The sequence below is a fragment of the Chitinophaga sp. Hz27 genome, assembly GCF_042263525.1.
Taxonomy (GTDB): Bacteria; Bacteroidota; Bacteroidia; order Chitinophagales; family Chitinophagaceae; genus Chitinophaga.
Map to the genome: position 1 here is coordinate 650,768 of NZ_JBHKFJ010000003.1, position 22,876 is coordinate 673,643.

General features: G+C 42.3%; 23 protein-coding genes. 10 read left to right on the forward strand and 13 right to left on the reverse strand.

Going from position 1 to position 22,876, the window contains the following annotated elements; translation table 11 throughout:
* The first annotated feature begins 37 nt into the window (after positions 1-37).
* From ACE38W_RS09485 to ACE38W_RS09495, 3 genes are read left to right on the forward strand one after another with little or no spacing between them, the layout of a single operon-like run.
* Positions 38-409, forward strand: a complete 372-nt coding sequence (locus ACE38W_RS09485; RefSeq protein WP_375830364.1) for a DUF7009 family protein — start codon at positions 38-40, stop codon at positions 407-409.
* Between the two features lie 3 nt (positions 410-412).
* Positions 413-1,393 (forward strand): GTP 3',8-cyclase MoaA, encoded by a 981-nt coding sequence (gene moaA / locus ACE38W_RS09490; protein ID WP_375830366.1) that lies wholly within the window; start codon positions 413-415, stop codon positions 1,391-1,393.
* A gap of 38 nt (positions 1,394-1,431) precedes the next feature.
* Positions 1,432-2,115, forward strand: a complete 684-nt coding sequence (locus ACE38W_RS09495; RefSeq protein ID WP_375830367.1) for a class I SAM-dependent methyltransferase — start codon at positions 1,432-1,434, stop codon at positions 2,113-2,115.
* Here ACE38W_RS09495 and ACE38W_RS09500 read toward each other — a convergent pair.
* The 7 genes from ACE38W_RS09500 to ACE38W_RS09530 all read right to left on the reverse strand — a co-directional run bounded on the left by ACE38W_RS09500 (position 2,108) and on the right by ACE38W_RS09530 (position 8,706).
* Positions 2,108-2,851: a sulfite exporter TauE/SafE family protein gene (locus ACE38W_RS09500; protein ID WP_375830368.1), complete on the reverse strand. Its 744-nt coding sequence runs from the start codon at positions 2,849-2,851 to the stop codon at positions 2,108-2,110. The two genes, ACE38W_RS09495 and ACE38W_RS09500, sit on opposite strands and share 8 nt — an antisense overlap.
* Positions 2,852-2,861: 10 nt before the next feature.
* Positions 2,862-3,944, reverse strand: a complete 1,083-nt coding sequence (locus ACE38W_RS09505) for a ThiF family adenylyltransferase (RefSeq protein WP_375830370.1) — start codon at positions 3,942-3,944, stop codon at positions 2,862-2,864.
* A gap of 51 nt (positions 3,945-3,995) precedes the next feature.
* Complete coding sequence (locus ACE38W_RS09510; protein WP_375830372.1) at positions 3,996-4,532, reverse strand: GNAT family N-acetyltransferase; 537 nt, start codon at positions 4,530-4,532, stop codon at positions 3,996-3,998.
* 86 nt (positions 4,533-4,618) lie between these two features.
* Positions 4,619-4,918 carry a c-type cytochrome gene (locus ACE38W_RS09515; protein WP_375830373.1) on the reverse strand — a complete coding sequence of 100 codons (300 nt, stop codon included), beginning with the start codon at positions 4,916-4,918 and terminating at the stop codon, positions 4,619-4,621.
* A 69-nt stretch (positions 4,919-4,987) separates the two neighbouring features.
* Positions 4,988-6,259, reverse strand: a complete 1,272-nt coding sequence (gene serS / locus ACE38W_RS09520) for a serine--tRNA ligase (protein WP_375830375.1) — start codon at positions 6,257-6,259, stop codon at positions 4,988-4,990.
* A gap of 74 nt (positions 6,260-6,333) precedes the next feature.
* A complete protein-coding gene (locus ACE38W_RS09525; protein WP_375830377.1) occupies positions 6,334-8,001 on the reverse strand; it encodes an NAD+ synthase in 1,668 nt (555 codons plus the stop codon).
* Positions 8,002-8,022: 21 nt separating this feature from the next.
* The gene (locus ACE38W_RS09530) at positions 8,023-8,706 is read right to left on the reverse strand and encodes a porin family protein (protein ID WP_375830378.1); all 684 of its coding nucleotides are present in this window, start codon (positions 8,704-8,706) and stop codon (positions 8,023-8,025) included.
* 71 nt (positions 8,707-8,777) lie between these two features.
* Here ACE38W_RS09530 and ACE38W_RS09535 point away from each other — a divergent pair, with 71 nt between their 5' ends.
* Positions 8,778-9,815, forward strand: a complete 1,038-nt coding sequence (locus tag ACE38W_RS09535; protein WP_375830380.1) for a hypothetical protein — start codon at positions 8,778-8,780, stop codon at positions 9,813-9,815.
* 74 nt (positions 9,816-9,889) lie between these two features.
* On the opposite strand, the gene apaG is transcribed toward ACE38W_RS09535, so the two are convergent.
* The 3 genes from apaG to ACE38W_RS09550 all read right to left on the reverse strand — a co-directional run bounded on the left by apaG (position 9,890) and on the right by ACE38W_RS09550 (position 11,269).
* On the reverse strand, positions 9,890-10,276 hold the full coding sequence (apaG, locus tag ACE38W_RS09540; protein ID WP_167015005.1) for a Co2+/Mg2+ efflux protein ApaG: 387 nt from the start codon (positions 10,274-10,276) through the stop codon (positions 9,890-9,892).
* A 62-nt stretch (positions 10,277-10,338) separates the two neighbouring features.
* The gene (locus ACE38W_RS09545; RefSeq protein ID WP_375830381.1) at positions 10,339-10,665 is read right to left on the reverse strand and encodes a DUF4157 domain-containing protein; all 327 of its coding nucleotides are present in this window, start codon (positions 10,663-10,665) and stop codon (positions 10,339-10,341) included.
* A 55-nt stretch (positions 10,666-10,720) separates the two neighbouring features.
* Entirely contained in the window at positions 10,721-11,269 is a 549-nt protein-coding gene (locus ACE38W_RS09550; protein WP_375830382.1) for a YceI family protein, read from the reverse strand.
* Between the two features lie 159 nt (positions 11,270-11,428).
* On the opposite strand from ACE38W_RS09550, the gene murF reads away from it, so the two are divergent.
* Both murF and ACE38W_RS09560 read left to right on the forward strand, forming a co-directional pair.
* Positions 11,429-12,709 (forward strand): UDP-N-acetylmuramoyl-tripeptide--D-alanyl-D-alanine ligase, encoded by a 1,281-nt coding sequence (gene murF / locus ACE38W_RS09555; RefSeq protein ID WP_375830383.1) that lies wholly within the window; start codon positions 11,429-11,431, stop codon positions 12,707-12,709.
* 114 nt (positions 12,710-12,823) lie between these two features.
* Entirely contained in the window at positions 12,824-16,144 is a 3,321-nt protein-coding gene (locus tag ACE38W_RS09560) for a carboxypeptidase regulatory-like domain-containing protein (protein WP_375830384.1), read from the forward strand.
* A 93-nt stretch (positions 16,145-16,237) separates the two neighbouring features.
* Here the strand turns inward: ACE38W_RS09560 and ACE38W_RS09565 are convergent, their stop codons facing one another.
* The 3 genes from ACE38W_RS09565 to mce form a co-directional block, all read right to left on the reverse strand.
* Complete coding sequence (locus tag ACE38W_RS09565; protein WP_375830385.1) at positions 16,238-16,762, reverse strand: hypothetical protein; 525 nt, start codon at positions 16,760-16,762, stop codon at positions 16,238-16,240.
* Positions 16,746-16,955, reverse strand: a complete 210-nt coding sequence (locus ACE38W_RS09570; RefSeq protein WP_375830387.1) for a hypothetical protein — start codon at positions 16,953-16,955, stop codon at positions 16,746-16,748. Before ACE38W_RS09570 ends, ACE38W_RS09565 begins: the two co-directional genes overlap by 17 nt.
* A gap of 692 nt (positions 16,956-17,647) precedes the next feature.
* The gene (mce, locus tag ACE38W_RS09575) at positions 17,648-18,049 is read right to left on the reverse strand and encodes a methylmalonyl-CoA epimerase (protein ID WP_375830389.1); all 402 of its coding nucleotides are present in this window, start codon (positions 18,047-18,049) and stop codon (positions 17,648-17,650) included.
* 35 nt (positions 18,050-18,084) lie between these two features.
* Here mce and ACE38W_RS09580 point away from each other — a divergent pair, with 35 nt between their 5' ends.
* From ACE38W_RS09580 to ACE38W_RS09595, 4 genes are all read left to right on the forward strand, one after another.
* Positions 18,085-19,272 (forward strand): IscS subfamily cysteine desulfurase, encoded by a 1,188-nt coding sequence (locus ACE38W_RS09580; RefSeq protein WP_375830390.1) that lies wholly within the window; start codon positions 18,085-18,087, stop codon positions 19,270-19,272.
* A 108-nt stretch (positions 19,273-19,380) separates the two neighbouring features.
* Positions 19,381-20,121 (forward strand): gliding motility-associated ABC transporter permease subunit GldF, encoded by a 741-nt coding sequence (gene gldF / locus ACE38W_RS09585; protein ID WP_375830391.1) that lies wholly within the window; start codon positions 19,381-19,383, stop codon positions 20,119-20,121.
* A gap of 7 nt (positions 20,122-20,128) precedes the next feature.
* Positions 20,129-21,838, forward strand: coding sequence for a gliding motility-associated ABC transporter substrate-binding protein GldG (gldG, locus tag ACE38W_RS09590; RefSeq protein ID WP_375830392.1), 1,710 nt, complete (start codon positions 20,129-20,131; stop codon positions 21,836-21,838).
* A 48-nt stretch (positions 21,839-21,886) separates the two neighbouring features.
* Complete coding sequence (locus tag ACE38W_RS09595) at positions 21,887-22,825, forward strand: TerC/Alx family metal homeostasis membrane protein (protein ID WP_375830394.1); 939 nt, start codon at positions 21,887-21,889, stop codon at positions 22,823-22,825.
* The last annotated feature ends 51 nt before the right edge of the window (positions 22,826-22,876 follow it).

Sequence of the window (22,876 nt, forward strand, 5' to 3'; positions counted from 1 at the left end):
AAAGTAGTAATTTTAGTACGAGGTAAAATCATATTTTATGAAGATAAGACTCAGAGCAAATAGCATCAGGTACCGCCTTGATAAAATCGATATGGAGCTGCTGGAAACCGTTGGTAAAGTGGAGTCTATCACACATATAGGCACAGGTACCCTGCATTTTGTGATCAGGGGTAAAGATATTCCTGCACCAACTGCAAAACTGGAACATGATGGTGTACACCTGCTGCTGCCTATTCCACAGTTACAACTTTGGATCAGCTCTGGTGATGTAGGTTTCAGCCTCGACATCCCTAATGCTGATGGTTCCAATCTCGCAATTCTAGTAGAAAAAGATTTTAAATGCCTGACCGATCGTGCAGAAGATGACAGCGAGTCATTTGATAACCCGATGGCCAGCAAAAATTGTTAGCCAATGCTTGTGGATGCCCATGGAAGAGTGGTGAATTATGTGCGGCTTTCTGTTACGGATCGCTGCAATCTACGCTGCACTTACTGTATGCCTGCCAATATGAAATTTGAGCAAGCATCAGAATTACTTACCGACGACGAAATTGTTCGACTGATAAAAATTCTCAGCTTCGATGGTATTACCAAAATCAGGATTACCGGCGGAGAGCCATTTTTACGCCCTAACCTGATCTCCCTTATCGATAAACTAAAAAGTATTGATGGCATCGAAGAAGTGGCTATCACCACCAATGGAGTATTAACAAAAAAATATATTCCCGATCTCATTTCCCTGGGCATCAATAATATCAATTTAAGTCTGGATACCCTTGATGCAGCCAAGTTTGAAAAAATTACCCGCCGCAATAAATTCAAGGATGTACAGGAATGCTTCAATATTATGTTGTCACATGATATGCAGGTGAAGATAAATATGGTGGTGATGGAAAATGTAAATACAGATGAGATCAATGATTTTGCAGAGCTGACTTGTCTGCAACCTGTATCTGTGAGGTATATAGAGGAAATGCCTTTCAACGGGCAAGGCAATGGTTTTTCTGGCATCAACTGGCATTATCAACGTATAATCGATACCGTTAAATCGAAATATGAACTGATAAAATTAACCGACGCCCCCAATACCACAGCCATGACTTACAAAATCCCCGGTTATTATGGCAATATTGGCGTTATCCCTGCCTATAGCCGTACTTTTTGTGGCACCTGTAATCGTTTACGTATATCCGCTACCGGTAGTATAAAAACCTGTTTATATGGCAATCATATGCTCAATGTCAGAGACCTGATGCGGTCTAAAGATTTTGAAGACAGAAACATACGTTCTGGTCTGCACGCGGCCATCAATGCTCGTTTCATTGATGGGTTCGAAGCAGAGAAGTATTTTATTCAGGACCAGAAAGAGAGTATGAGTATAATAGGTGGGTGAGATAAAAAAGATTTTTCCCACTTTTCGTTTGATCTTCCATGAAACTTTTATCAGAGCAAGAACTCATTTGGTCTTCAGTTGTCGCCAATAATAGCATGAACCGAAAGCGTGTAGCCTTTGGGGTTAACAGCTATGAAAAAGAACTGAATTTAAACCCTGCAACTTACCTGGATGGCTGTTTGGAAAAGCATGAAAGTTGCAGCTGGCTTGATCTCTGCTGTGGTGAAGGAAATGCACTATTGCAGTATGCAACTGGCAAGGCAGCTAAAAATGCACAAGCCAATATAGCTTTGAAAGGTATTGACTTGGTGGATTATTTTTCTCCTGTTTCTTCAAACATCAGCTGCCTGACATTTGAAACCGCACCGCTGGTTACTTATCAGATTGAAGGTAAATTCGATCTGATCACCTGTGTGCATGGCTTACATTATATTGGAGATCGATTAAAAGTATTATTTAAAGCCATACACGCCCTTACCCCGGAAGGTATATTCCTTGCTAATTTTGATCTGAATAACATTAAAGTAAAAGGAGATAGCAATCATCTCACGCTAAAAAAGTTATTCACTGACAACGGAATATTATATGATGGCAGGCAGAAAATCATTCGTTGTGAAGGGCCTAGAAGCCTGTCTGCTTGTTATAATTACATTGGCGCCGATGACACCATAGGCCCCAACTATACCGGACAGCCAACCGTAGCAGCGTACTATTCTATTTAATTAACATCCTTACTCCTGCATATAAAATCAGCACCGCTGTGGCAGCCGCTACCCATTTTGGTTTCAGTACTTTAGCACTTAGTCTTGCGCCTATCTGTCCGCCTATAATAACGGATAACAGTAACGGCAGTACGAATTCAACATTAAAGACAACTTGCTTTTTCGCAATTTGCCCGAATATACCAGAGATAGAGTTTACCAGGATGAAGAAGCTGCTGATGCCGGCTATGTTTTTAGAGGTATCATATTTCCCCAGTTTCAGCACCGGCGCCAGATATATGCCGCCACCAATGCCTGTCATGCCCGACAATAATCCAATAGCGCCGCCAATAATTCCATACACGATGTTGTTGTGAGGTTTCACTTCTTCTATAGCTTTCTTTCTCTCAAAAAATAACCGCAGACACATCATCACCGCCGCCAATGTCAAGGCGATGCCTAACAAGAGGAAAAAGGTAGCCTGTTTCATTGGCAGCCAGCTTCCCAGAAAGGCCAGGGGCACACTTACCAACGATATCTGCAATGCTTTTTTCATGGGAAGATGTCCTTCCTTATAGAAATGATATACACCACCCACTACCACAGCAATGTTGCACAACAGGGCTGTTGATTTCATCAGCTGAAAATCCACGCCCCATAAGGCTAAAATGGCAAGGTAGCTGGAACCGCCTCCAAAGCCGGCAGCAGAGTACATCAGGGCCACCAGGAAGAATAGTAAACAAAGTGTTGTGATCACAGCAGTAATATTAATAAGTTGCCATAGTATCATCTATTGCACAGGCCCAGGCATGAATACCGCCTTCCACGTTATACACATTTTTAACACCCATCTCTGTCAGGCGTTGCGCTACTGCGCGACTACGCATTCCATGATGGCATAACACTGCCACTGGACCATTCAGTGTTAGTCTCGGAAAAGATTGTATCACTGTACCCATGGGCATCAGCAATGAGTTATCGATATGACAAATCTCCCACTCATCTTCTTCCCGAACATCTAACAATAAAAATTCTTTGCCTGCATTTCTCCACTCTTCCAACTGCTGTACAGATAAGGATTGTACGCCGGTAATATCACATACATCCTGCGCATAATCCGATTGCAGAGTTTTAATATTTTTGTTTTCTTCCACTGGTTTTATATTGAAGATATGCTGTGTATTATGCAGCGTATCAATCGTCATCAATTGATTTTTTAATGGTGTACCGATGCCGGTAATGATTTTTACTACCTCATTCGCCTGATAGGTACCAATAATACCTGGCAATACGCCTAACACACCAATCTCGCTACAGTTCAGCATTTCACCCGGCGCTGGTGCTTCGGGAAATATACAGCGATAGGTAGCTCCATCCTGATAATTGAATACGCTTACCTGTCCTTCGTATTTATAGATGGCGCCATATACCAAAGGCTTACCGGCGATAACGCAGGCGTCGTTGATAAGATAGCGGGTACCGAAATTATCTGTACAATCCACGACTACATCGTATTTGGCAACTATTGACAAAGCATTTTCCGTCGTGAGCCAGGTATCATAACTATCGAAAGTTATTTCCGGATTCAGTTGTTTCAAACGTGCGATTGCCAATGATATCTTGGGTTTGCCTTGATCGGCGGTAGTATAGAGTACCTGTCTTTGCAGGTTGGTGATGGAAACGGTATCATGTTCCACTATGCCGATGCGGCCTACGCCCATGGCTGTCAGGTATTGCAGCACGGGAACGCCTAATCCTCCGGCGCCTATTACCAATACTGCGGCCTGTTGCAGCAGTTGTTGTTTAGCGGGTCCAAATCCTTCCAGTCTTGTCTGCCTGTCGTATCTCATCTTATGCTGATTGAGGATTAAAGGTAATAAATCAGGAATCGAAATAATAGCTTACACGCGTCTGTACATTGTCACGAGATCGCTGAAAATACCTGGGCGGAGCTGAATTCCATCAGGGAGGCGTCCGCATTCATGAAAATCGAAGTTGCGATAAAGCTGCATGGCTCTTTCATTGGCTGCGGCTACCTGTAAATATAGCAGCGAGATATCTTCATGTTGCTCGGCCCATCGCAGCATAGCGGTCATGAGTCGGCGACCTATACCCATGTTATGATAGGCTTTGGCTACGCCAATACCCATTTCCCCGACGTGCGGGCGTTTATCGTGGCCAGTGTTATCCACATTGACGGCGCCAATGATACGGTCATTGACGGTAGCCACCAACAATAGCTGCCGGTGTTTGTCGATATGTGCCTTAATAAATGCTTCTTCAGATTCAGCATCCAGTTCCAATGCTTCCTGGTGGGTAAGCAAGAGGTAATCTGTTTCGGTGGTCATGCGTTGGTAGTTAGAGAGCAGATTTGCGGCGTCTCTCAGCTTGGCCTCACGTATTACCAGTTCTTCCCCATTGGGCAAAAAGTGTCGCATGGCAAATAATGGTATTGCTATTACGAAAATAAAAAAAGCGACCGTTTCCGGTCGCTGATTGTTTTAAACCTTACTAAAAAAGTTGATTATGATGCTTTAGCATTTGTCTTTACAAATTCCAGTACAGCAGCTTTCTGATCATCGGTTAATTTGGCTTTTCTGGCCATTTTATCAATAATACCAGGCCATTGTGTTGCGGTACGGGTTTCTGGTAATCTATACCCGTGGCACTTGTTGCAATTTTGGCGGAAAACGGTTTTACCGTCAGAATCCGGATATTTTGCAAAAGCAGCGTCTGTCCTGGCTGCGTTGTCTGATGGAGTTGAACTTTTGCTACAACCCCACAGTACTACAGCGATGACTGTTAACTGGAGTAGTGTTTTCATAAAATAAGTTTGAGTAATACCAGATTAAATTGACCATACTCAAGTTACTAATATTTATGAAATATTACATCACTGGATTTTTCCAGCACCAAAATATGCTTGTAAGACAGCCGGAATATGGATGCCTTCGCCGGTTTGGTTATTTTCCAGGATACAAGCCATAATACGTGGTAATGCCAAAGAGCTTCCATTCAGCGTATGCGTCAGCTGAGGCTTACCGTTAGCTTCTTTGAAGCGGATCTTCATACGGTTGGCCTGGTAGCTTTCGAAGTTGCTCACAGAGCTAACTTCCAGCCATTTCTGCTGAGCAGTGCTATATACTTCAAAATCGTAGGTAATGGCAGAAGTAAAGCTCATATCGCCACCACATAAACGCAGGATACGATAAGGCAGCTGTAAAGACTGCAACAGGCTTTCTACGTGTGCCACCATTTCATCCAGTGCCTCGAAAGATTTATCTGGATGTACGATCTGTACGAGTTCTACTTTATCGAACTGGTGAACACGGTTGAGTCCACGTACATCTTTACCATAAGAACCGGCCTCACGGCGGAAACACGGAGTATAGGCTGTCATGCGAACTGGCAGCTCAGTATCTTTCAGGATCTCATCGCGATAGATGTTGGTAACAGGAACTTCCGCAGTAGGGATCAGGTAGAAGTTATCTGCTGTGGCATGATACATCTGACCTTCTTTATCAGGTAGCTGACCGGTACCAAAGGCACTGGCTTCATTTACCAGGTAAGGGGGGGCATATTCTGTATAGCCAGCGTTGATGTTGTAATCCAGGAAATACTGGATCATAGCGCGTTGCAGACGAGCACCCTTGTTTTTATAAACAGGGAATCCGCTACCAGTAATCTTATTACCTAATTCAAAATCGATCAGGTCATATTTTTTTGCGAGGTCCCAGTGAGGAACAGCCCCTTCATGTAATTCAGGGATATTGCCACCACGGCGTACTTCCACGTTATCTTCAGGTGTTTTACCTGCTGGCACCTGAGCTGCTGGCAGGTTTGGCAGTTTCACCAGGGTGTCGATGAGTTCTTTTTCAGTAGCGTTCAATTCTTCATTTACAGGAGCCAGGCGTTCTTTGAGGGCATTTACTTTTGCACGCATCTCTTCACCAGCCTCTTTATTGCCGGTAGCCATCAGTTTACCGATTTCTTTTGATAAACTATTTACCTGGGCTTGGGTTTCATCATATTCCAGGGTCAGTTTTTTACGCTTGTCATCCAGCGCAATCACTTCATCTACCAGATTTATCTCCTTAAAATTCTTGAGAGCCAGTCTTTCTAACACTAACTCTTTATTTTGACGTATAAACGGTACTTGTAACATTATTACAGATTAAAAATTTGAGCAAATATAAAAGCTTTTGGCTGTTAGCCCACTAGCAGGCCAACATTCATGAGCTATATGAGGTATTTTCCTACTATCGGCACCCTGCGACCCACGCCAAAGGCTTTTGAAGATACCCGGATAATAGGACAGAACTGATTTCGTTTGTATTCATTGGCGTTGACCATCTTTAAGGTCCGCGAAACCAAAGCCGAGTCGAAGCCCTGTGCAACAATCTCACGTGGCCCTTGACGGCGCTCGATGTATTGATACAGCAGTTTGTCCAGCACAGCGTAATCAGGCAGGCTGTCAGAATCTTTCTGGCCTGGCCTCAGTTCTGCCGAAGGCGCTTTCTCAATAATATTTACCGGGATAATTTCTTTCTCCCTGTTAATATATCTCGCCAACGCATATACCTGCATTTTATAAACATCTCCCAAAACAGACAATCCTCCGGCCATATCTCCATATAAGGTCCCATACCCTGTGGATAACTCACTCTTATTACTGGTATTCAACAAGATATAACCGAATTTATTGGACAAGCCCATCAACAGGTTCCCCCTGATACGAGACTGTGTATTTTCCTCAGCCACATTGAAAGGCAGTCCCTGGAAATAAGGTTCAAGGGTTTCGAGGAAGGTCTCATAAATTTTATTGATACGAATGATATCGTATGGGTTTTCGAGATTTTTAGACAAGGCTACTGCATCATCCACGGAATGCTCAGTAGAATAAGGTGATGGCATGAGCACCGCCCTTACATTTTCCTTACCCAGCGCCTCACAAGCGATAGCCAGCGTCACTGCGCTATCGATACCGCCAGAAGACCCGAGGATGGCCTTCGTAAAACCCATCTTTTTAAAATAATCTTTTATACCCAGCACCAATGCATCATAGATGCGGTCGATGTTATGCTCAAATACCAATTCAGTAAGCGGCGTAAATACCGGCTTATCCGCCACTGGCTTGCCATTGCTCAGCAATGGGTCCAGGTCTGCGCCCCCCATAGCTTCTTCGAAGTAAGGCAGCTCTTTTACAATGTTGCCTTGCGCATCAAATATCAGGGAACCACCATCAAACACGATTTCCGTCTGAGAACCCACAGTATTGCAATAGAACATCGGCAGGCGATATTTCAACACGTTAGCGCGAATAATCTCTTTCCTGTCTTCGTCGTGATCATAATCAAAAGGAGAAGCACTCAGGTTGATCATCACATCCGGCTGCTGCTCCATGAGTTTATCCATTGGGCAGATGCGATAGAGGAGATTTTCACCTAGGTTCCAGATATCCTCACAGATGGTAACTGCCAGTTTCTTACCCTTGAAAGGAACAATGTTCCATTCGAAAGAAGGTTCAAAGTAGCGGTACTCATCAAATACATCGTAGGTAGGTAACAGCGTTTTGTGGATAACCTGTTTTACTTCACCTTCATGAAGGAACCAGGCAGCATTGAAAAGATGCTTGCCCTGGGCCTGTTCATTTCTCGCCGGACAACCAACCAACACGCCTATATCAGTAGCATGCACCTTTATTGTATCGATGGCTGCATAACATTGGCGGATAAAATCATCGAATTCCAGGAAATCGCGTGGAGGATATCCACAAACACAGAGTTCGGAAAACACCACCAGATCTGCGCCCTGAGCTTTTGCAGCAGCAATACCTTCAATGATTTTAGCAGTATTCAGTTCGAAATTTCCTATATGATAATTCTGTTGTGCCAGTATAATCTTCATAAATTCAAAAATTAGTGATGCTTAGAAATAAACACCTAATCGCAGTGCAAAGCTATTTAAATTCACCCTGCCATCGTTCCATTTAGCATTACGGGTAACGTCAATAAAACCATTCTGGTAAATAAGACCTACAGTACCAGTCAGGTTATCGCCTAAACGATAATCAACGCCTGCACCTATTAACATACCGATATTAATTCTGTTTATATCGGAGAGAATATTCACTTTATCGTAAGACTGGGTGGCAGTGGTAACATTCGTTCTGGCACTAACCGGAAATGCGAAGTAAGTTCCAAACTGGCCCCAGAAAGCCATCCCTGTCTCATTTTCATTGGTTTTAAGCTTCAGTGCTACCGGAATCTGAATATGTGTGAGTTTGAAATTATATTCTGAAGGCAACGCATTATAATCACTTAATCCTTTACCAGCATCATATTTCAGCTTACTTCCGCCCAATACTACATTAAAACCTGAAGCGATGGCATAATTGCCTTCAGGGTTCAGGCTAAAATCCGCCATCAGACCGAATCCCAGTCCTCCTTTAGCAGCGGTACGCGAGACGCCCGACTCCTGAGGGTTCATTATCGAGATCATAGGATCGAGATTAAATCCCAATCTTACCCTTTTTTGAAAATTGCCATAGTTCTGTGCCATTGTCCCTTTCACTACTCCCAACACCATCATTAGAATTAAAATCCGCTTCATATTAAGGATATTGTCTTTTTTTAAGTACAAGGTAAATAATAAATTTACCCTTTATTCAGTTTTTAAGAGCGATGCAAAGTTACACTAATATACACTCCCGTTTGAGCTGGCTATTGCTGGCTTTTCTGGCATTTGCGGCCTGTAAGTCGGGCCCCAAGCCTCCTGATGTCAGTAATATATCCGTCAACGTTAGGCCGGAAAGGTTTGATTCTGCGTTATTTACGCTGGACACCAACCATCTTCAGCCAGGATTACAGCAGCTGCATGCCGCCTATCCGATGTTTCTGCCGGTATATATGACCGATATTATGAACCTTGGCGCCTATTCCGATAGTAGTCAGCAGATCCTGCAACAATTGCACCTGTTTCTGACCAACAAGGACTTTCGTCAGCTACAAACTGCTGTAATACAGAAGTTCGGCAATTTAGACCAACAGAAAAAAGAGCTGGCGCAGGCCTTTAAATTTACCAAATACTATTTCCCTGCTTTTAAAACGCCTAAAGTTATCACCTTCATATCTGGAATTGCCAACTATGGCGCGATAACCCTGGATACCATCCTGGGCATTGGCCTGGATATGTATATGGGAGAAGATTTTCCACCATACCATATGATCGAGGATTTACCTGATTATATGATCCGTCGTTTTTCGCCTGAATACATTACTACCAACTGTATGCAGGTGCTGGAGCAGCAAATGTACCCGGCAGGCCGCGAAGGTGGACACCTGCTTTCTCAGATGATCGATGCCGGCCGTCAGCAGTATTTCCTCGATAAAGTATTACCAACTACACCTGATACTATCAAGCTGGGATATACGAATGCACAACTGAAATGGTGTTATGATAACGAGCAGATGATCTGGCAGTTCTTCATACAAAATAACCTACTGTATAATACCGATTGGCAAGAAATCAGCCATTTTATGGGAGATGGACCAGCAACACAGGGTATGCCGGAAGGCTCACCGGGTAAGATCGGTAACTTTATAGGCTGGCAGATTGTGAAGAAATATATGGAAAAGCATACTGAGCTGAGCTTACAGCAGCTGATGGAAATAAAAGACCAGATGCAGATCTTTAACGAGGCGAAATACAGACCGAAGTAAGATGATATATCAATAAAAAGAGACAGGTCCGACCATATGGCCGGACCTGTCTCTTTTTATAAAGTTAAATAAGACTAGTTCAGCTTAAATGGTACAATCATCTGAAATTCCGGAATCTTCACGTCGAACAGCTTTTTATCCAGTTGGTTCTCCATCTGGTAGGTGCCATACATTTTGCCTATTTCGGTGCGAAGATTCGATCCCGAGACATATTGATAAGTTTCGCCTGGAGCGAGTAATGGTTGTACCCCTACAACGCCTTCTCCTTCCACTTCGCGGTGGTTACCATTGGAATCGATGATGTACCAGTGGCGGCGGAGTAGCTTGATAGGAAATGTGTTGTTGTTTTCAATAGTAATGCGGTAGGCGAACATAAATTCGCTGCCAATAGGATTTGAATAATCCGGTTGGTAGAATGTTTCCACGCTGATTGTGATTCCTTCTGTTACCTTCTTTACCATAAAACAACCTTTAACGTAAAAATAAGGAAAAATACGAGGCATTCCCCCGCTTTAACGATTTTTTAGAGAATTTCCACGTCCCGCAGTACACCGGGGTCTCGCTCAGCAGCTCTGGCAGCCGCTTCGAAATGGTTATTATAATATCCCTTGCGGATCCATTCTACAACGTAACAATATAGGAAGCGCCAGGTGCCATATTCTCTGTATTGATGCAGGTGGCAGGCTTCATGCCGCACCCAGTGGATATCTGACAGGAACTCTTCCCTGGTGGTACCATGTAAATGAATAGTGGTACCTACTACCATTGCCAGTCGCTCAGACTTCATCCTTTTTGCAGCCACTGCGGCCAGCCGGGAATCGACTTTTATCCTTGCCTTTATTTTTTCCACAGTTTCTTTCTCCTTAACGTAAATCTAAGGCGAAATATTGAATCATGTGGAAAAGCTATTTACTCAGTAAGATATAATTACCACTAACGGTTACGGCTACCACTTCAGCGATATTCTTTACAATAATAGTAGGGATCTTGATGTTGTGGTCAGCCAGTCTGACATTGAATTTAGCATTGCCTTTGAGGGCGCCTCCCTGTACGGTAATGGTAGCTTTAACGGAATAGTCCTTATTTACGCCGTGGAGATTCAGCGAGCCCGTTACCGTTACATTGTAGGTACCATCTTTGGTCAGGTCCACATTATCCACAATTTTTCCATTAAACTCTGAATAAGGGTATTTCTTACTTTCCAGGTAATCGGAGTTAAAATGTTCCTGCATCAGGCTTTCTTCAAATTCAAAGGAGGTGATCGGTACCTTAAAATTAATAGCTTTTGTTTTGAGATTAATAGCAGATACAGCCTGGGTACTCTTAGCTTCAATATCTTCCAGTGGTGCAGAAGAATAGAAAGAGATCGTTGCCCCTTTGGCAGTAACTATATCCTGAGAATATCCGATTATACTTATTGCCATACACAGGGCCAGCATCAGGAAGCGTTTCATGACAGTTGATTTTGTATTACAAAGGTAGCAGGTTTTATTTCTTAGAGGGTGCTAAAGATTTAGCCGCAGGCAGCTCCATTAAAACCAACAAAACCTGGTCATCTGCATAACTTGTGTCTCTGGTAGAAAAAATTATCTTTGTATCAAACACCATTGACTGTGAATATTGATCAACTCTATAACATCTATCTCCAATCTCCGTCTATCCAAACAGACACCCGTAAATTAAAAGCCGGCGATATTTATTTCTCTTTGAAAGGCGCTAATTTCAATGGAAACGAATTTGCAGCCAAAGCCATTGAGGCAGGAGCAGCATTTGCGGTGGTAGATGAAGAAAAATATTTTACCATCCCTGATAAGATGATGCTGGTTAATGATGCCCTGGAAGCCTTACAGCAATTGGCATTGAAGCATCGTAAACAACTGGGCATTCCTTTCCTGGCTATAACCGGAACCAATGGTAAAACCACTACCAAAGAACTGGTGAACGCCGCCTTATCTTCCAATTATAAAACTTATGCTACTGTAGGTAATCTCAACAATCACATTGGTGTTCCGCTTACTATCCTGAGTATTAAGGAAGATGTGGAAATTGCCGTGATAGAAATGGGAGCGAACCACCAGCACGAAATTGAGGCCTATTGCAAGATAGCTTTGCCTACGCACGGTATCATCACCAACATAGGAAAGGCTCACCTGGAAGGCTTTGGCGGTGTAGAAGGTGTTAAAAAAGCAAAAGGAGAACTCTATGATTATCTACGTGAACATAATGGCACCGTGTTCTTATGTAACGAGTACGATTATCTGGAAGAGATGAGCAAAGGCATCCCGCATATCGTGACCTATGGCCGCAAACAGGCAGATTATACCGGCAATCCCATTGCTGACAAAGCATTCCTGGAAGTTGAGATTACTGGAGATAGCAAAGTTGGACTTATCCAGACCCAACTGGTAGGCGCCTACAATTTCCCGAATGTAATGGCCGCAGTAGCAGTTGCCAGTCACTTTAAAGTGCCCCAGGAGAAAATAGCACCTGCAATATCTGCGTACGTTCCATCCAACAACCGCTCACAGGTTATTAAGCAAGAAAGCAATACCATCATCATGGATGCTTACAATGCAAATCCTTCCAGCATGAAAGCAGCACTGGAAAACTTTGCAGGCCTTGATGCTCCTAAGAAAGTATTACTGCTGGGTGCTATGATGGAGCTAGGAGAAGATAGCGTGAAAGAACATAAAGCGCTGGTAGAAACATTGGAACGTCATCATTGGGACGCAGTTGTTTTGGTGGGCGGCGACTTCAAAAAAGTGAACCATCCCTACATTTTTCTGAATGATGCTTTGGAAGCTAAAGATTGGCTGGCTCAACAACATTTCACCAACACATATATTTTGGTAAAAGGCTCCAGAAGCACTGGTATGGAGCGAGTTATCTCTTAGTAATAGCTACAGGTTTTGGTTAAAGACGCATAAGGGAAATGTTAATGATTTCATAATTTTTATATATCTATCGCTTAACATAGCTTATAGACCTTTAGCCAAAATCTGAATTAAATGAATCCCAAGTTTTCCCGTATTCTTTGGAGTATGCTATGTTGCGTGCTCATATTTCCTCGTTTACTTTACGCCCAAGAAACTACCGCTGATATTTCCGGAATGATCAGCAGTGTGAAAGACCCTGTTCCGGGAGCAAGTATTGTGGCGATACATCAGCCAACAGGCACTAAGTATACAGCTGTATCCCGCAAGGATGGCCGTTTCAACTTACCCAATCTTCGTGTAGGCGGCCCATATGCAGTAACAGTTACGTATGTAGGTTTTAAGGAAGAAAAGAAAGATAACATTTTCTTATCCCTTGGCCAGGATTATAAAATGGATATCAGTCTGCAAGCGGCCACCAGCGCCTTAAATGAGGTGGTAGTAAAGGCTGCGGGCGCACAGAACAAAGTATTTAATAAAAGTCGTACTGGTAGCCAGGAAATAATTACCCGTGCACAGATGGATCGCCTGCCTACTATCAGTCGTTCTATGCAGGATTTCACCAGGCTTACACCATCAGCCAATGGATTGAATATTGGCGGAAGAAGTAATCAGCTCAACAACATTACGGTTGATGGCGCCAACTTCAATAATGCCTTTGGATTACAGCCAACACTGGGTTCACAAACAAGTTCACAGCCTATCAGTCTGGAAGCCCTGGAACAAATCCAGGTGAATGTTTCTCCTTTCGATGTACGCCAGGGTGGTTTCTCCGGCGCCGGCATCAACAGTATTACCAAAAGCGGTACCAATGATTTTAAAGGCACCGTATATACTTACATACAAACTCCGGGATTACAAGGTCTGAAAGTTGGTACAGCAACCGTTCCCAAGCCAACATTTAACTATAACCTACGTGGATTTAACGTAGGAGGTGCCATTGTTCGGAATAAATTATTCTTCTTCGTAAGTGCAGAGTCTGAACGTATCGACGCCCCTGCAACCAGTCTGGTGGCTAATAAACCAGGCCAGGTAGCCGGTGGTAACGTTTCACAGGCTGTAGCGGATACGCTGGACGCACTGCGGAAATTCTTGATAGATAAATATAACTATGATCCAGGTAGTTACCAGGGTTATACTTACAAAACCTATAGTGATAAAGTTACCATTAAACTAGACTGGAACGTCAATGAGCGTAATACATTTACGTTTAAATATAACTACTTGAAATCTTACAAAGATATTCCTGCCAGTAACAGTGGAGCACCTGGAAACAACCGCCAGCCAAGCATTACCGGCTTACCTTTCAGCGGAAGTGGTTATAGAATCAATAATAATTTTAACATCTTCATTGCGGAATTGAATACGCGTATCGGCAATAATGCTTCTAATAAATTACAAGCAGGCTTCAGCGCTATGCGCGATTTCAGGGCGTCACTTTCCGGAGGCCAGTTCCCGTTAGTAGATATCCTAAATGGTCAGGGCGCGAGTTATACCGCATTTGGTTATGAGCCATTCACCTATAACAATAAGCTGAACACAAACGTGTTTCAGTTGTCTGACATCTTCAATCTCTATCGCGGCGCGCACGAGATTACTATTGGTACACAGAACTATTATAAAACCTTTGTAAACGGTTTTGCACCAAACTATGTGGGTAACTATCGTTACAACAATTTGACAGACTTCTACGCTAGCGCTAAAACCGGTGCTCTTACTACTGCGCGTTATTCACTCTCTTACTCCAGTACACCAGATGGTTCTTTCCCATTTGCAAAAATCAACACACTGGAATTAGGCTTGTTTGTACAGGATAAATGGAGTACCAGTAAATATTTCACACTCACATACGGTCTTCGTGTAGACGTTCCCGTAGTTGGCAATACATTTACGAGGAATGATTCTTTGACCACACTTACATTCAGAGATGGTGTAAAGCTGGATGTAGGTCAGCGTCCTAAAACAACGCCGTTGCTGAGTCCACGTGTGGGTTTCAACTGGGATGTCACCCACGACAACCAAACGCAGATCCGTGGCGGAATTGGCTTATTCGCAGGACCGCCACCAGCAGTATGGTTGAGTAATCAGGCGGGTAATAATGGCGTGCAGTTTGGCTCATTCACTTATGCAGCTACTGCTACTACCACTATTCCTTATCCGTTTGATCCTAACGCAGACAAATATCGTCCGGGCCCTGGGCAGTTATCCACTGCGTATAACGTAGCCGCGATTGATAAAAACTTTAAATATCCACAGGTATTAAAAGCAACTTTGGCTATAGACAGACGACTCCCACTTGGCATCGATGCAACATTGGAAGCAAACTATTCTAAAGATATCAACGCAGTATACTTCCAGAACGTGAATCTGCCAGCAACTGGTCTGGTATTGGATAGTACGCCAGATCACCGCACACGTTATGCTTCTTCACAAATTTATGGCCCTGGTAAAAACTCGCTGAGTAATCCAAATATCAGCGATGCAATTTTGATGAAAAATACCAATAAAGGGTACAGCTATTTTATCACTTTACAATTACAGAAAAATACACAGCATCTATCTTTGAGTGCAGCCTATACTTATAGTAAGGCACGTAGTGTAAATGATGGCGGAACTATTGCACAGAGTAACTGGCGTGATCGTGCAGTGAGTGGAGATCCAAACGCGGATGCATTAGGATATTCAAATTTCTATCTGCCGCATCGCGTGATTGCGACAGCATCTTATCGTTTCACCTGGGCGAAGCATTTTGCAACATCCTTCGGTATGGTATTCGAGGCGGCTCCTAATGGTGTAGTAAGTTATACTTACAATGGAGACTTGAATAATGATGGTTCTAATGGTAATAATGATTTGATTTATATTCCTGCTAATGCCAGCCAGATTAAACTGGTACCGGTGGGTTATGGAGATGCCGGATATAATCCGGGAACCAATGCTGATAAACGCAGCACTGCTGTTATCTGGAATCAGTTGGATAACTTCATTAAACAGGATAATTATCTGAGCAGCCACAGAGGAGAATATGCAGAGCGTAACGGCGTGATATTACCATTCTTTAAACGTGCGGATCTGAATATCACACAGGATATTTTTGTATTCACTGGTAAAGATAAAACCAAGCATACCATCCGTCTAACATTCGACATTATCAACCTTGGTAATTTCCTGAATAGGAGATGGGGTACCTATAAGATTTCGAATGTTAGTTCTTTCCTGAAATACGAAGGATTGTATCGTGATCCTGCAACAGGTCAAACTACAGCCGCGCCTGCGTTCTCTTTCCCTTACCTGGATGCGAAGAATGAAATTCCTGTAACGAATTCTTACAGAGATAATACGGGAACAATTTCACGTTGGCAAGGGCAGTTTGGGGTAAGATATATTTTTAACTAACAGATTTATTTTCTGATAAAATCAAAAAGTCAAACCTATAATAGGTTTGACTTTTTGATTTTTAAGATGGTGAGATATAAAAAAAGTTAAAGCTTATTTTTGTTGCGGCGTATTTGCAGTAGCTGTTTTCTGTTCAAATCTTAAGCTGATATTTAGGTCACCAAAAGTTTTGATAAAAAACAATAATGCAAGCATCAGTGTGAATAAGAAAGAGGCAATTACACCGGCTAAAACGTTTGTCCCAAAAGAAGTGCTGAAGGGCTTTATAACGTTTTTAAGTATTTCCGCCTGTTGTTGGATGGCCAGTTTTCTTTGATAATCTACTTCTTCAATAAGCATTTTGCCGATAAAGTTGTGAACTATTGATTCAGCTTTCACTCTGTAACTTTCAAGGGCACTATCAGAAGAAGAAAAATCATGGAAAGGAATTAAATCAGAATCAGTAGGATTTTTTCCAATATCTTTTTGTCTTTCAATATCTTTTTGTCTTTCAATATCTTTTTGTCTTTCAATATATTCTATTTTACTTTTTTTGTAAAGCGAATAAGCAATAGGGCCTACCAAATCGTCATTCCCTTCTATGATTTTTGCATAGATGTGATTATAGTTTCTTTCCATATTCTCTCAGGGCTTTCGCATAGGCATCATTAATTTGTTTCCAGCTTATTTCCCATATTCTTTCCACGCCATCAACCGCATATTTATAGGTTATGATACCATTTTGATCCTCTATTAAATCAGGATCTTTACCAATACCTTTATTGACACGTCTCCGCGAGAGATAATAATTCTTTGGTTTTTCATTTTTCAATATTTAGGATTAATCAAACAATGAGTTTAAGTTACTATAAATTTTTCTGGTTGTGAGTTGATGGGTAACTAACTATATAGAGGGAAGTTTAGAATAATACAGAACGTACTATAATTATGGGTATTTGTATACGAAGAAAGCCGACTCATAAGAATCGGCTTCTGTTTTTGATTATGTCAAGCTCTATTTCTAATTGTAATTAACTAAGACGAAAGTCACTTTGCGCTTTATATATTATGTAACTAAAAATATAACGCACGGCACAATTCAATGGAAAAATAAAGCGTTAATTAAAAGTATTGTATTGAAAAAACCTATCTCACAAATTCGGTTGGCTTTTGCCTATTAGATAAAAAAAAAGACCTGCAAGCTAAAAAACCCGCAGGTGTTCATAACCTATGCCAACTTTAGAGTAATCGTTAAGAACTTAAACAGACTGAGCTGCATTTTAAGCTCTAATATCGTTATGTAAATGTGTTATTGTTTTTGTGTGTTTATATAGATAACGTGATTGAAAATACTTTTGTTCAGTTATTTTGAAATTTTTTTTTGGTTTTAACAGCGCCCGTTCCGGAAGGGTTGTACTATAACTTACGAGCCCTTAAATATTTTGGATTGCTAAAATGGAAAAAAAATAAAAAAAATTATAATTAAATATTTTTTAAATATTTAAGCTATCTGAAATAAGTCTTTTAGCGAATCTCCTGGCAGATCTCTATCAGCACGCCATTCGTGTTTTTCGGATGCACAAAGCATATCAGCTTATTATCGGCTCCTTTTTTTGGGGTTTCATTCAGTAAAACGAAGCCTTCTGATGCTAACCTTTTCATTTCTGCATGTATATCGGCGACCTCAAAAGCGATGTGATGCATACCTTCTCCTTTTTTGTCCAGGAATTTGGCAATAGCGCTTTCTGGCGCAGTAGCCTCTAACAGCTCAATTTTACTTTCTCCCTGCTGAAAAAAAGCCGTAATCACGTTTTCACTGACTACCTCTTCCTGTTTATAACAATTCGTATTTAATAATTTTTCGAAAAGTGGAATAGACGTCTCTAATGATTTGACTGCAATACCGATATGTTCTACCTTGAGCATGGAACTAATTTTTTTAAAGGTCGTAATTTTGTTTGATGCTACAATTCCCGATATATCTAGACAATAATGCCACCACTGCTGTAGATCCGAGAGTACTCGAAACTATGCTGCCCTATTTTACCACACAATATGGTAATGCAGCCAGCAGGAGCCATCCATTTGGATGGGTCGCGGAGGAAGCTGTAGATTTTGCCAGGGAACAGGTAGCACATCTGATAGGCGCCGTAAAACAGGAAGTTGTTTTTACCTCTGGCGCCACAGAAGCGGCTAACCTTGCCATAAAAGGTGTTTATGAAATGTATGCTGGTAGCGGCAACCATATCATCACCTGCGTTACTGAACATAAGGCGGTAGTAGATACCTGCCTGCACCTGGAAAAGAAAGGTGCCAAAGTTACCTGGCTTCCTGTCAACGAACAGGGGCTTATTTCCCTGGAAGCATTAGAAGCTGCGATCACGCCACAAACCATTCTTATTGCTATCATGTATGCCAATAACGAAACAGGTGTTATTCAGCCGGTAAGGGAGATTGGCCACATAGCAAAAAAACATAATGTAATTTTTTGCTGTGATGCTACCCAGGCGGTAGGCAAGATTCCTGTGAATGTTTTGGAGGATGAAATAGACCTAATGTTATTTAGCGCTCATAAGTTCTATGGCCCTAAAGGCGTAGGGGCCTTATATGTAAGGCGTAAATCGCCGAGGGTACGACTCGCAGCACAAATTGATGGTGGTGGTCATGAAAGGGGCATGCGTTCAGGAACGTTAAACGTGCCTGGCATAGCGGGTTTCGGGAAAGCATGTGAAATTTGTAGCGAAGAAATGCACAGCGAAGCGCCTCGCCTGTCCGCATTGCGCGACAAACTAGAACAAGGCCTCCTGCAGTTAGAAGCGGTAAAACTCAATGGTGACGGTGCTCCACGCTTACCGCACACGGTCAACATCTCCCTAAATTACCTTGAAGGACAAACGTTGATCATGAGTTTTGCCAAACAGATTGCACTCAGCTCAGGATCAGCCTGTACTTCCGCCTCCATGGAGCCCAGCTATGTGCTGATGGCTATGGGCCTCAACGACATGCTCGCCAGGAATGCCCTCAGAATGGGGGTAGGTAGATTTACCACTATGGCCGAAATCGACTATACTATTGATACCATCACCAAGGCTGTACTGGAGATGCGTGCAATCAGTCCTGCATGGGAAGCCTATAAACATGGCATATAGTCAATTGTGTTATTCTTTCTGAACAAATTCAGGTCATTTACACAATAATAATTCAGCTATAACCAATATCTAATAACTATATATTTGCATCTTTACTAATTACTATTCATGCTAGCCATCTTTAAGAAAGAGATAAACCAGTTTTTCAGCGGCGTAACCGGCTATGTGGCCATTATACTGTTTTTACTGGCAAACGGGCTTTTTCTGTTTGTATTCCCGGATACCAGCCTGCTGGATACCGGCTATGCAAACCTGGACCCGCTCTTCGACCTCGCACCACTGTTATATCTGTTATTGATTCCTGCCATTACGATGCGCAGTTTTGCCGATGAATTCAAAACCGGCACTATGGAACTACTCAGTACCAAGCCGCTGGGAGGCTGGCAAATCGTACTCGGGAAATTCTTTAGCTCACTGCTTATTGTGGCTATTTCCCTGTTCCCTACCATTATTTATTATTTCGCCATACGACAGTTGAGCGTAAATCCGCTACTACTGGACAATGGCGGCATCATAGGTTCCTACATTGGGCTATTGCTGCTGGGAGCTACTTTCACCGCCGTAGGTGTTTGGGCTTCTTCCCTGACAGCTAATGCCATGGTGGCTTTCCTCATTGCAATTTTCACCAGCTTCATTTTCTACAACGGATTTGATGCTATCAGTAAAATCCCTGCATTCAGCGGTGGCGCAGATTATTACCTACAAATGGCAGGTATTAAATTCCACTACGTGTCTATCAGTCGTGGCGTTATCGACAGCAGAGATGTGGTATACTTCCTGAGTATCACCGGGCTGATGCTGTATCTGACTAAACTATCTCTCCAACGAAAACTCTGGCAAAACGGATAAGGAACTCATGGCAACGACTATACGAAAAAAATATTTCCAGCGGGCAATAGGTGTTATACTGGTTCTTATTGGGGTAAACATAGCAGCAGCCTATATTCACGGCCGCTGGGACCTCACCGCCGAAAAAAGATATACACTTTCAAATAATACCATTCAGCTATTAAAGAAACTGGATAGTCCGATAGAAATAGAAGTATACCTGAAAGGCGACTACCCGGCCTCTTTTAAACAGCTGGCACAGGCCACTCAGGAGCTTTTGGAAGAATTCCGTGAATATGGAAAACAGAACATCCGTTTCACCTTTGTGAATCCTGGTCAGGGACTGAGCGATTCTGCCCGTATGAAATTCCTGGGCGAACTTACCGCACAGGGGATCATGCCGTTTAACATGAAAGTACAGGAAGATGCCCATGACGGCTATGCCGAAAAGCTCATATTCCCGGGTGCTATGCTGCATTATAAAGACAAAAAAACAGGCATCAATCTCCTAAAAAATCAAGGTGGACAAGACCCTATGCAAACGATGAACAGCTCTGAATCGCTGTTAGAATATCAGTTTGCCAGTGCAATCAGCAAATTACAGGAAGCAGAAAAGCCGCTGATTGGCTATATGATGGGCCATGGCGAAAGCTTAGGCGCAGAAGTTTATGATGCACTTACAACGCTGCAAAGCAATTATAATTTAGATACCCTCACGATTCAAACCACTCCTTATATTCCAAGAGATTTTGACGTAATCCTGTTTGCTAAGCCGGCAGCGGCTTTCAGCGATGCAGACAAATTCAAAATTGATCAATATGTCATGAATGGCGGAAAAGTGATGTGGTTTATTGATGAAACCAATGCATCACTGGATAGTCTCCAGAAAAAAGAATCCTTTCTTGCTTTTGATCGTGGCCTAAACCTAGAGGACTTGTTATTCCGCTATGGCGTGCGCATTAACCAGGATATTATCCAGGATTTGCAATGTGATGCAGTACCACTCGTAGTAGGGAATGTAGGCAACAGACCACAGATACAGCCTTTGCCATTTCCGATGTTTCCGTTGCTGAACCCTACCGGCGCTCATCCTATTGTACGTAATATGGACTTGGTGCTAAGCCATTTCTCCAGTTCATTGGATACGATCAGAAATGAAAATATTAAGAAAACTATATTACTGACCAGTTCACGTACAAGTAAAACCATGCGTGTGCCGGCAGAGATCAGCTGGACGAGCCTGAAAGTACAGCCAAATACACGCGAATACCGCAAATCATTTATTCCTGCTGCAGTATTGCTGGAAGGGAAGTTCACCTCTTTATATCATAATCACGTAGATCCAGCTGTGGCAGGGCCTTTAGAACAGGCTTCCCACACGCCGGTGAAAGCAGAAACCGATAAGGCCAATGCTATGATTGTAGTGAGTGATGGCGATCTGATCGCGAACGCCATTTCCAGAAAAGATGGTCCATTACAAATGGGTATCAATGAATATAATCCTGGCTATGCCTTTGCCAATAAGGAGTTCATGCTGAACTGTCTGGAATACTTAACGGGCAGACAGGGTATTATGGAAAGTCGTAATAAGGAAATAACGTTACGTTTGCTGGATGCAGAAAAGGTGAAAAAAGAAAAGACCAAATGGCAATTTATCTGCTTTGCAGTTCCAGTAGGATTGATCCTGCTGTTTGCGATGGTCTTTCTGTTTATCCGTCAGCGGAGGTTCGCTGAATAGATCCCGCTTAACTTACTATCTTTGCCTTTCACATAATTCAACTGTCTCATGACACCCACACAGTGGACGTACCTTATTTTCGGGATTGTAATCATAGTAGCACTGGTATTTGATCTGGGGTTACTTAGTAAGAAAAATGAACAAGTGACCATCAAGAAAGCCTTGATTCAAACATGCTTCTGGGTAGGATTGTCTATGCTCTTTTTCGGTTTTATGTGGATGGAAGATGGCCATGAGGCGGCGATTAGCTACTTGAGCGCCTACCTGATGGAGTGGTCGTTATCGATCGATAATATTTTTGTATTCATTCTCATATTTGGATTTTTTAAAATTAAAGAAGAGAATTATGCCAGAGTTTTACTGATAGGTATCCTGATGGCAATTATTTTCAGAGCGATATTTATTAGTCTTGGTGTTGTTTTGATTCATAAATTTGAGTGGATTCTCTATATCTTCGGGGTATTCCTGGTATATACAGGTGTGAAGATGTTCAGCGCGAAGGATGACGATGAATTTAATCCGGAGGATAATTTTGCGTTACGGTTCATCAAGAAGTACATGCGTTGGACAACAGAAGATCCGCAAGGGAGATTTCTGATCAAGCGAAATAATAAGACCTACCTTACCACACTGTCTGTTGTGGTTGTGATGCTGGCGGTTACTGATATTGTATTTGCATTGGATTCTATTCCGGCAGTATTTGCGATATCACAGGACCCGATGGTAGTGTTTACATCTAATATTTTTGCCGTACTTGGATTAAGGTCCTTATTTTTCCTCCTGAGAGGAGCAGTAGATCAATTCGATTATCTGCCTAAGGGTATTGCCACAGTATTAATTTTCATTGGCCTTAAAATGCTCGCAGAGTATTTTATACATATACCAGTATACGTATCACTGATCGTGATTGTAGTATGTCTGGGTGGTTCTATTCTTTATTCCCTTTACCACAAAAAGAAAGAATTACCGAAAGGACAAGTGAAGTAAAAGGCAGCTGCGAAATACGTTTTGTAGCCGTCAAGTGATTATTCAAACTGA

What these genes read in the sequence shown, in the direction of transcription:
- serS (WP_375830375.1), bottom strand. Translation starts at nt 6,259, where the DNA reads ATGTTACAAGTACCGTTTATACGTCAAAATAAAGAGTTAGTGTTAGAA.
- ACE38W_RS09550 (WP_375830382.1), bottom strand. Translation starts at nt 11,269, where the DNA reads ATGAAACGCTTCCTGATGCTGGCCCTGTGTATGGCAATAAGTATAATC.
- ACE38W_RS09565 (WP_375830385.1), bottom strand. Translation starts at nt 16,762, where the DNA reads ATGGAAAGAAACTATAATCACATCTATGCAAAAATCATAGAAGGGAAT.
- ACE38W_RS09580 (WP_375830390.1), top strand. Translation starts at nt 18,085, where the DNA reads ATGCTACAATTCCCGATATATCTAGACAATAATGCCACCACTGCTGTA.
- ACE38W_RS09485 (WP_375830364.1), top strand. Translation starts at nt 38, where the DNA reads ATGAAGATAAGACTCAGAGCAAATAGCATCAGGTACCGCCTTGATAAA.
- ACE38W_RS09505 (WP_375830370.1), bottom strand. Translation starts at nt 3,944, where the DNA reads ATGAGATACGACAGGCAGACAAGACTGGAAGGATTTGGACCCGCTAAA.
- ACE38W_RS09525 (WP_375830377.1), bottom strand. Translation starts at nt 8,001, where the DNA reads ATGAAGATTATACTGGCACAACAGAATTATCATATAGGAAATTTCGAA.
- ACE38W_RS09535 (WP_375830380.1), top strand. Translation starts at nt 8,778, where the DNA reads ATGCAAAGTTACACTAATATACACTCCCGTTTGAGCTGGCTATTGCTG.
- mce (WP_375830389.1), bottom strand. Translation starts at nt 18,049, where the DNA reads ATGCTCAAGGTAGAACATATCGGTATTGCAGTCAAATCATTAGAGACG.
- ACE38W_RS09530 (WP_375830378.1), bottom strand. Translation starts at nt 8,706, where the DNA reads ATGAAGCGGATTTTAATTCTAATGATGGTGTTGGGAGTAGTGAAAGGG.
- ACE38W_RS09495 (WP_375830367.1), top strand. Translation starts at nt 1,432, where the DNA reads ATGAAACTTTTATCAGAGCAAGAACTCATTTGGTCTTCAGTTGTCGCC.
- moaA (WP_375830366.1), top strand. Translation starts at nt 413, where the DNA reads ATGCTTGTGGATGCCCATGGAAGAGTGGTGAATTATGTGCGGCTTTCT.
- ACE38W_RS09515 (WP_375830373.1), bottom strand. Translation starts at nt 4,918, where the DNA reads ATGAAAACACTACTCCAGTTAACAGTCATCGCTGTAGTACTGTGGGGT.
- ACE38W_RS09510 (WP_375830372.1), bottom strand. Translation starts at nt 4,532, where the DNA reads ATGCGACACTTTTTGCCCAATGGGGAAGAACTGGTAATACGTGAGGCC.
- ACE38W_RS09560 (WP_375830384.1), top strand. Translation starts at nt 12,824, where the DNA reads ATGAATCCCAAGTTTTCCCGTATTCTTTGGAGTATGCTATGTTGCGTG.
- gldF (WP_375830391.1), top strand. Translation starts at nt 19,381, where the DNA reads ATGCTAGCCATCTTTAAGAAAGAGATAAACCAGTTTTTCAGCGGCGTA.
- ACE38W_RS09595 (WP_375830394.1), top strand. Translation starts at nt 21,887, where the DNA reads ATGACACCCACACAGTGGACGTACCTTATTTTCGGGATTGTAATCATA.
- gldG (WP_375830392.1), top strand. Translation starts at nt 20,129, where the DNA reads ATGGCAACGACTATACGAAAAAAATATTTCCAGCGGGCAATAGGTGTT.
- apaG (WP_167015005.1), bottom strand. Translation starts at nt 10,276, where the DNA reads ATGGTAAAGAAGGTAACAGAAGGAATCACAATCAGCGTGGAAACATTC.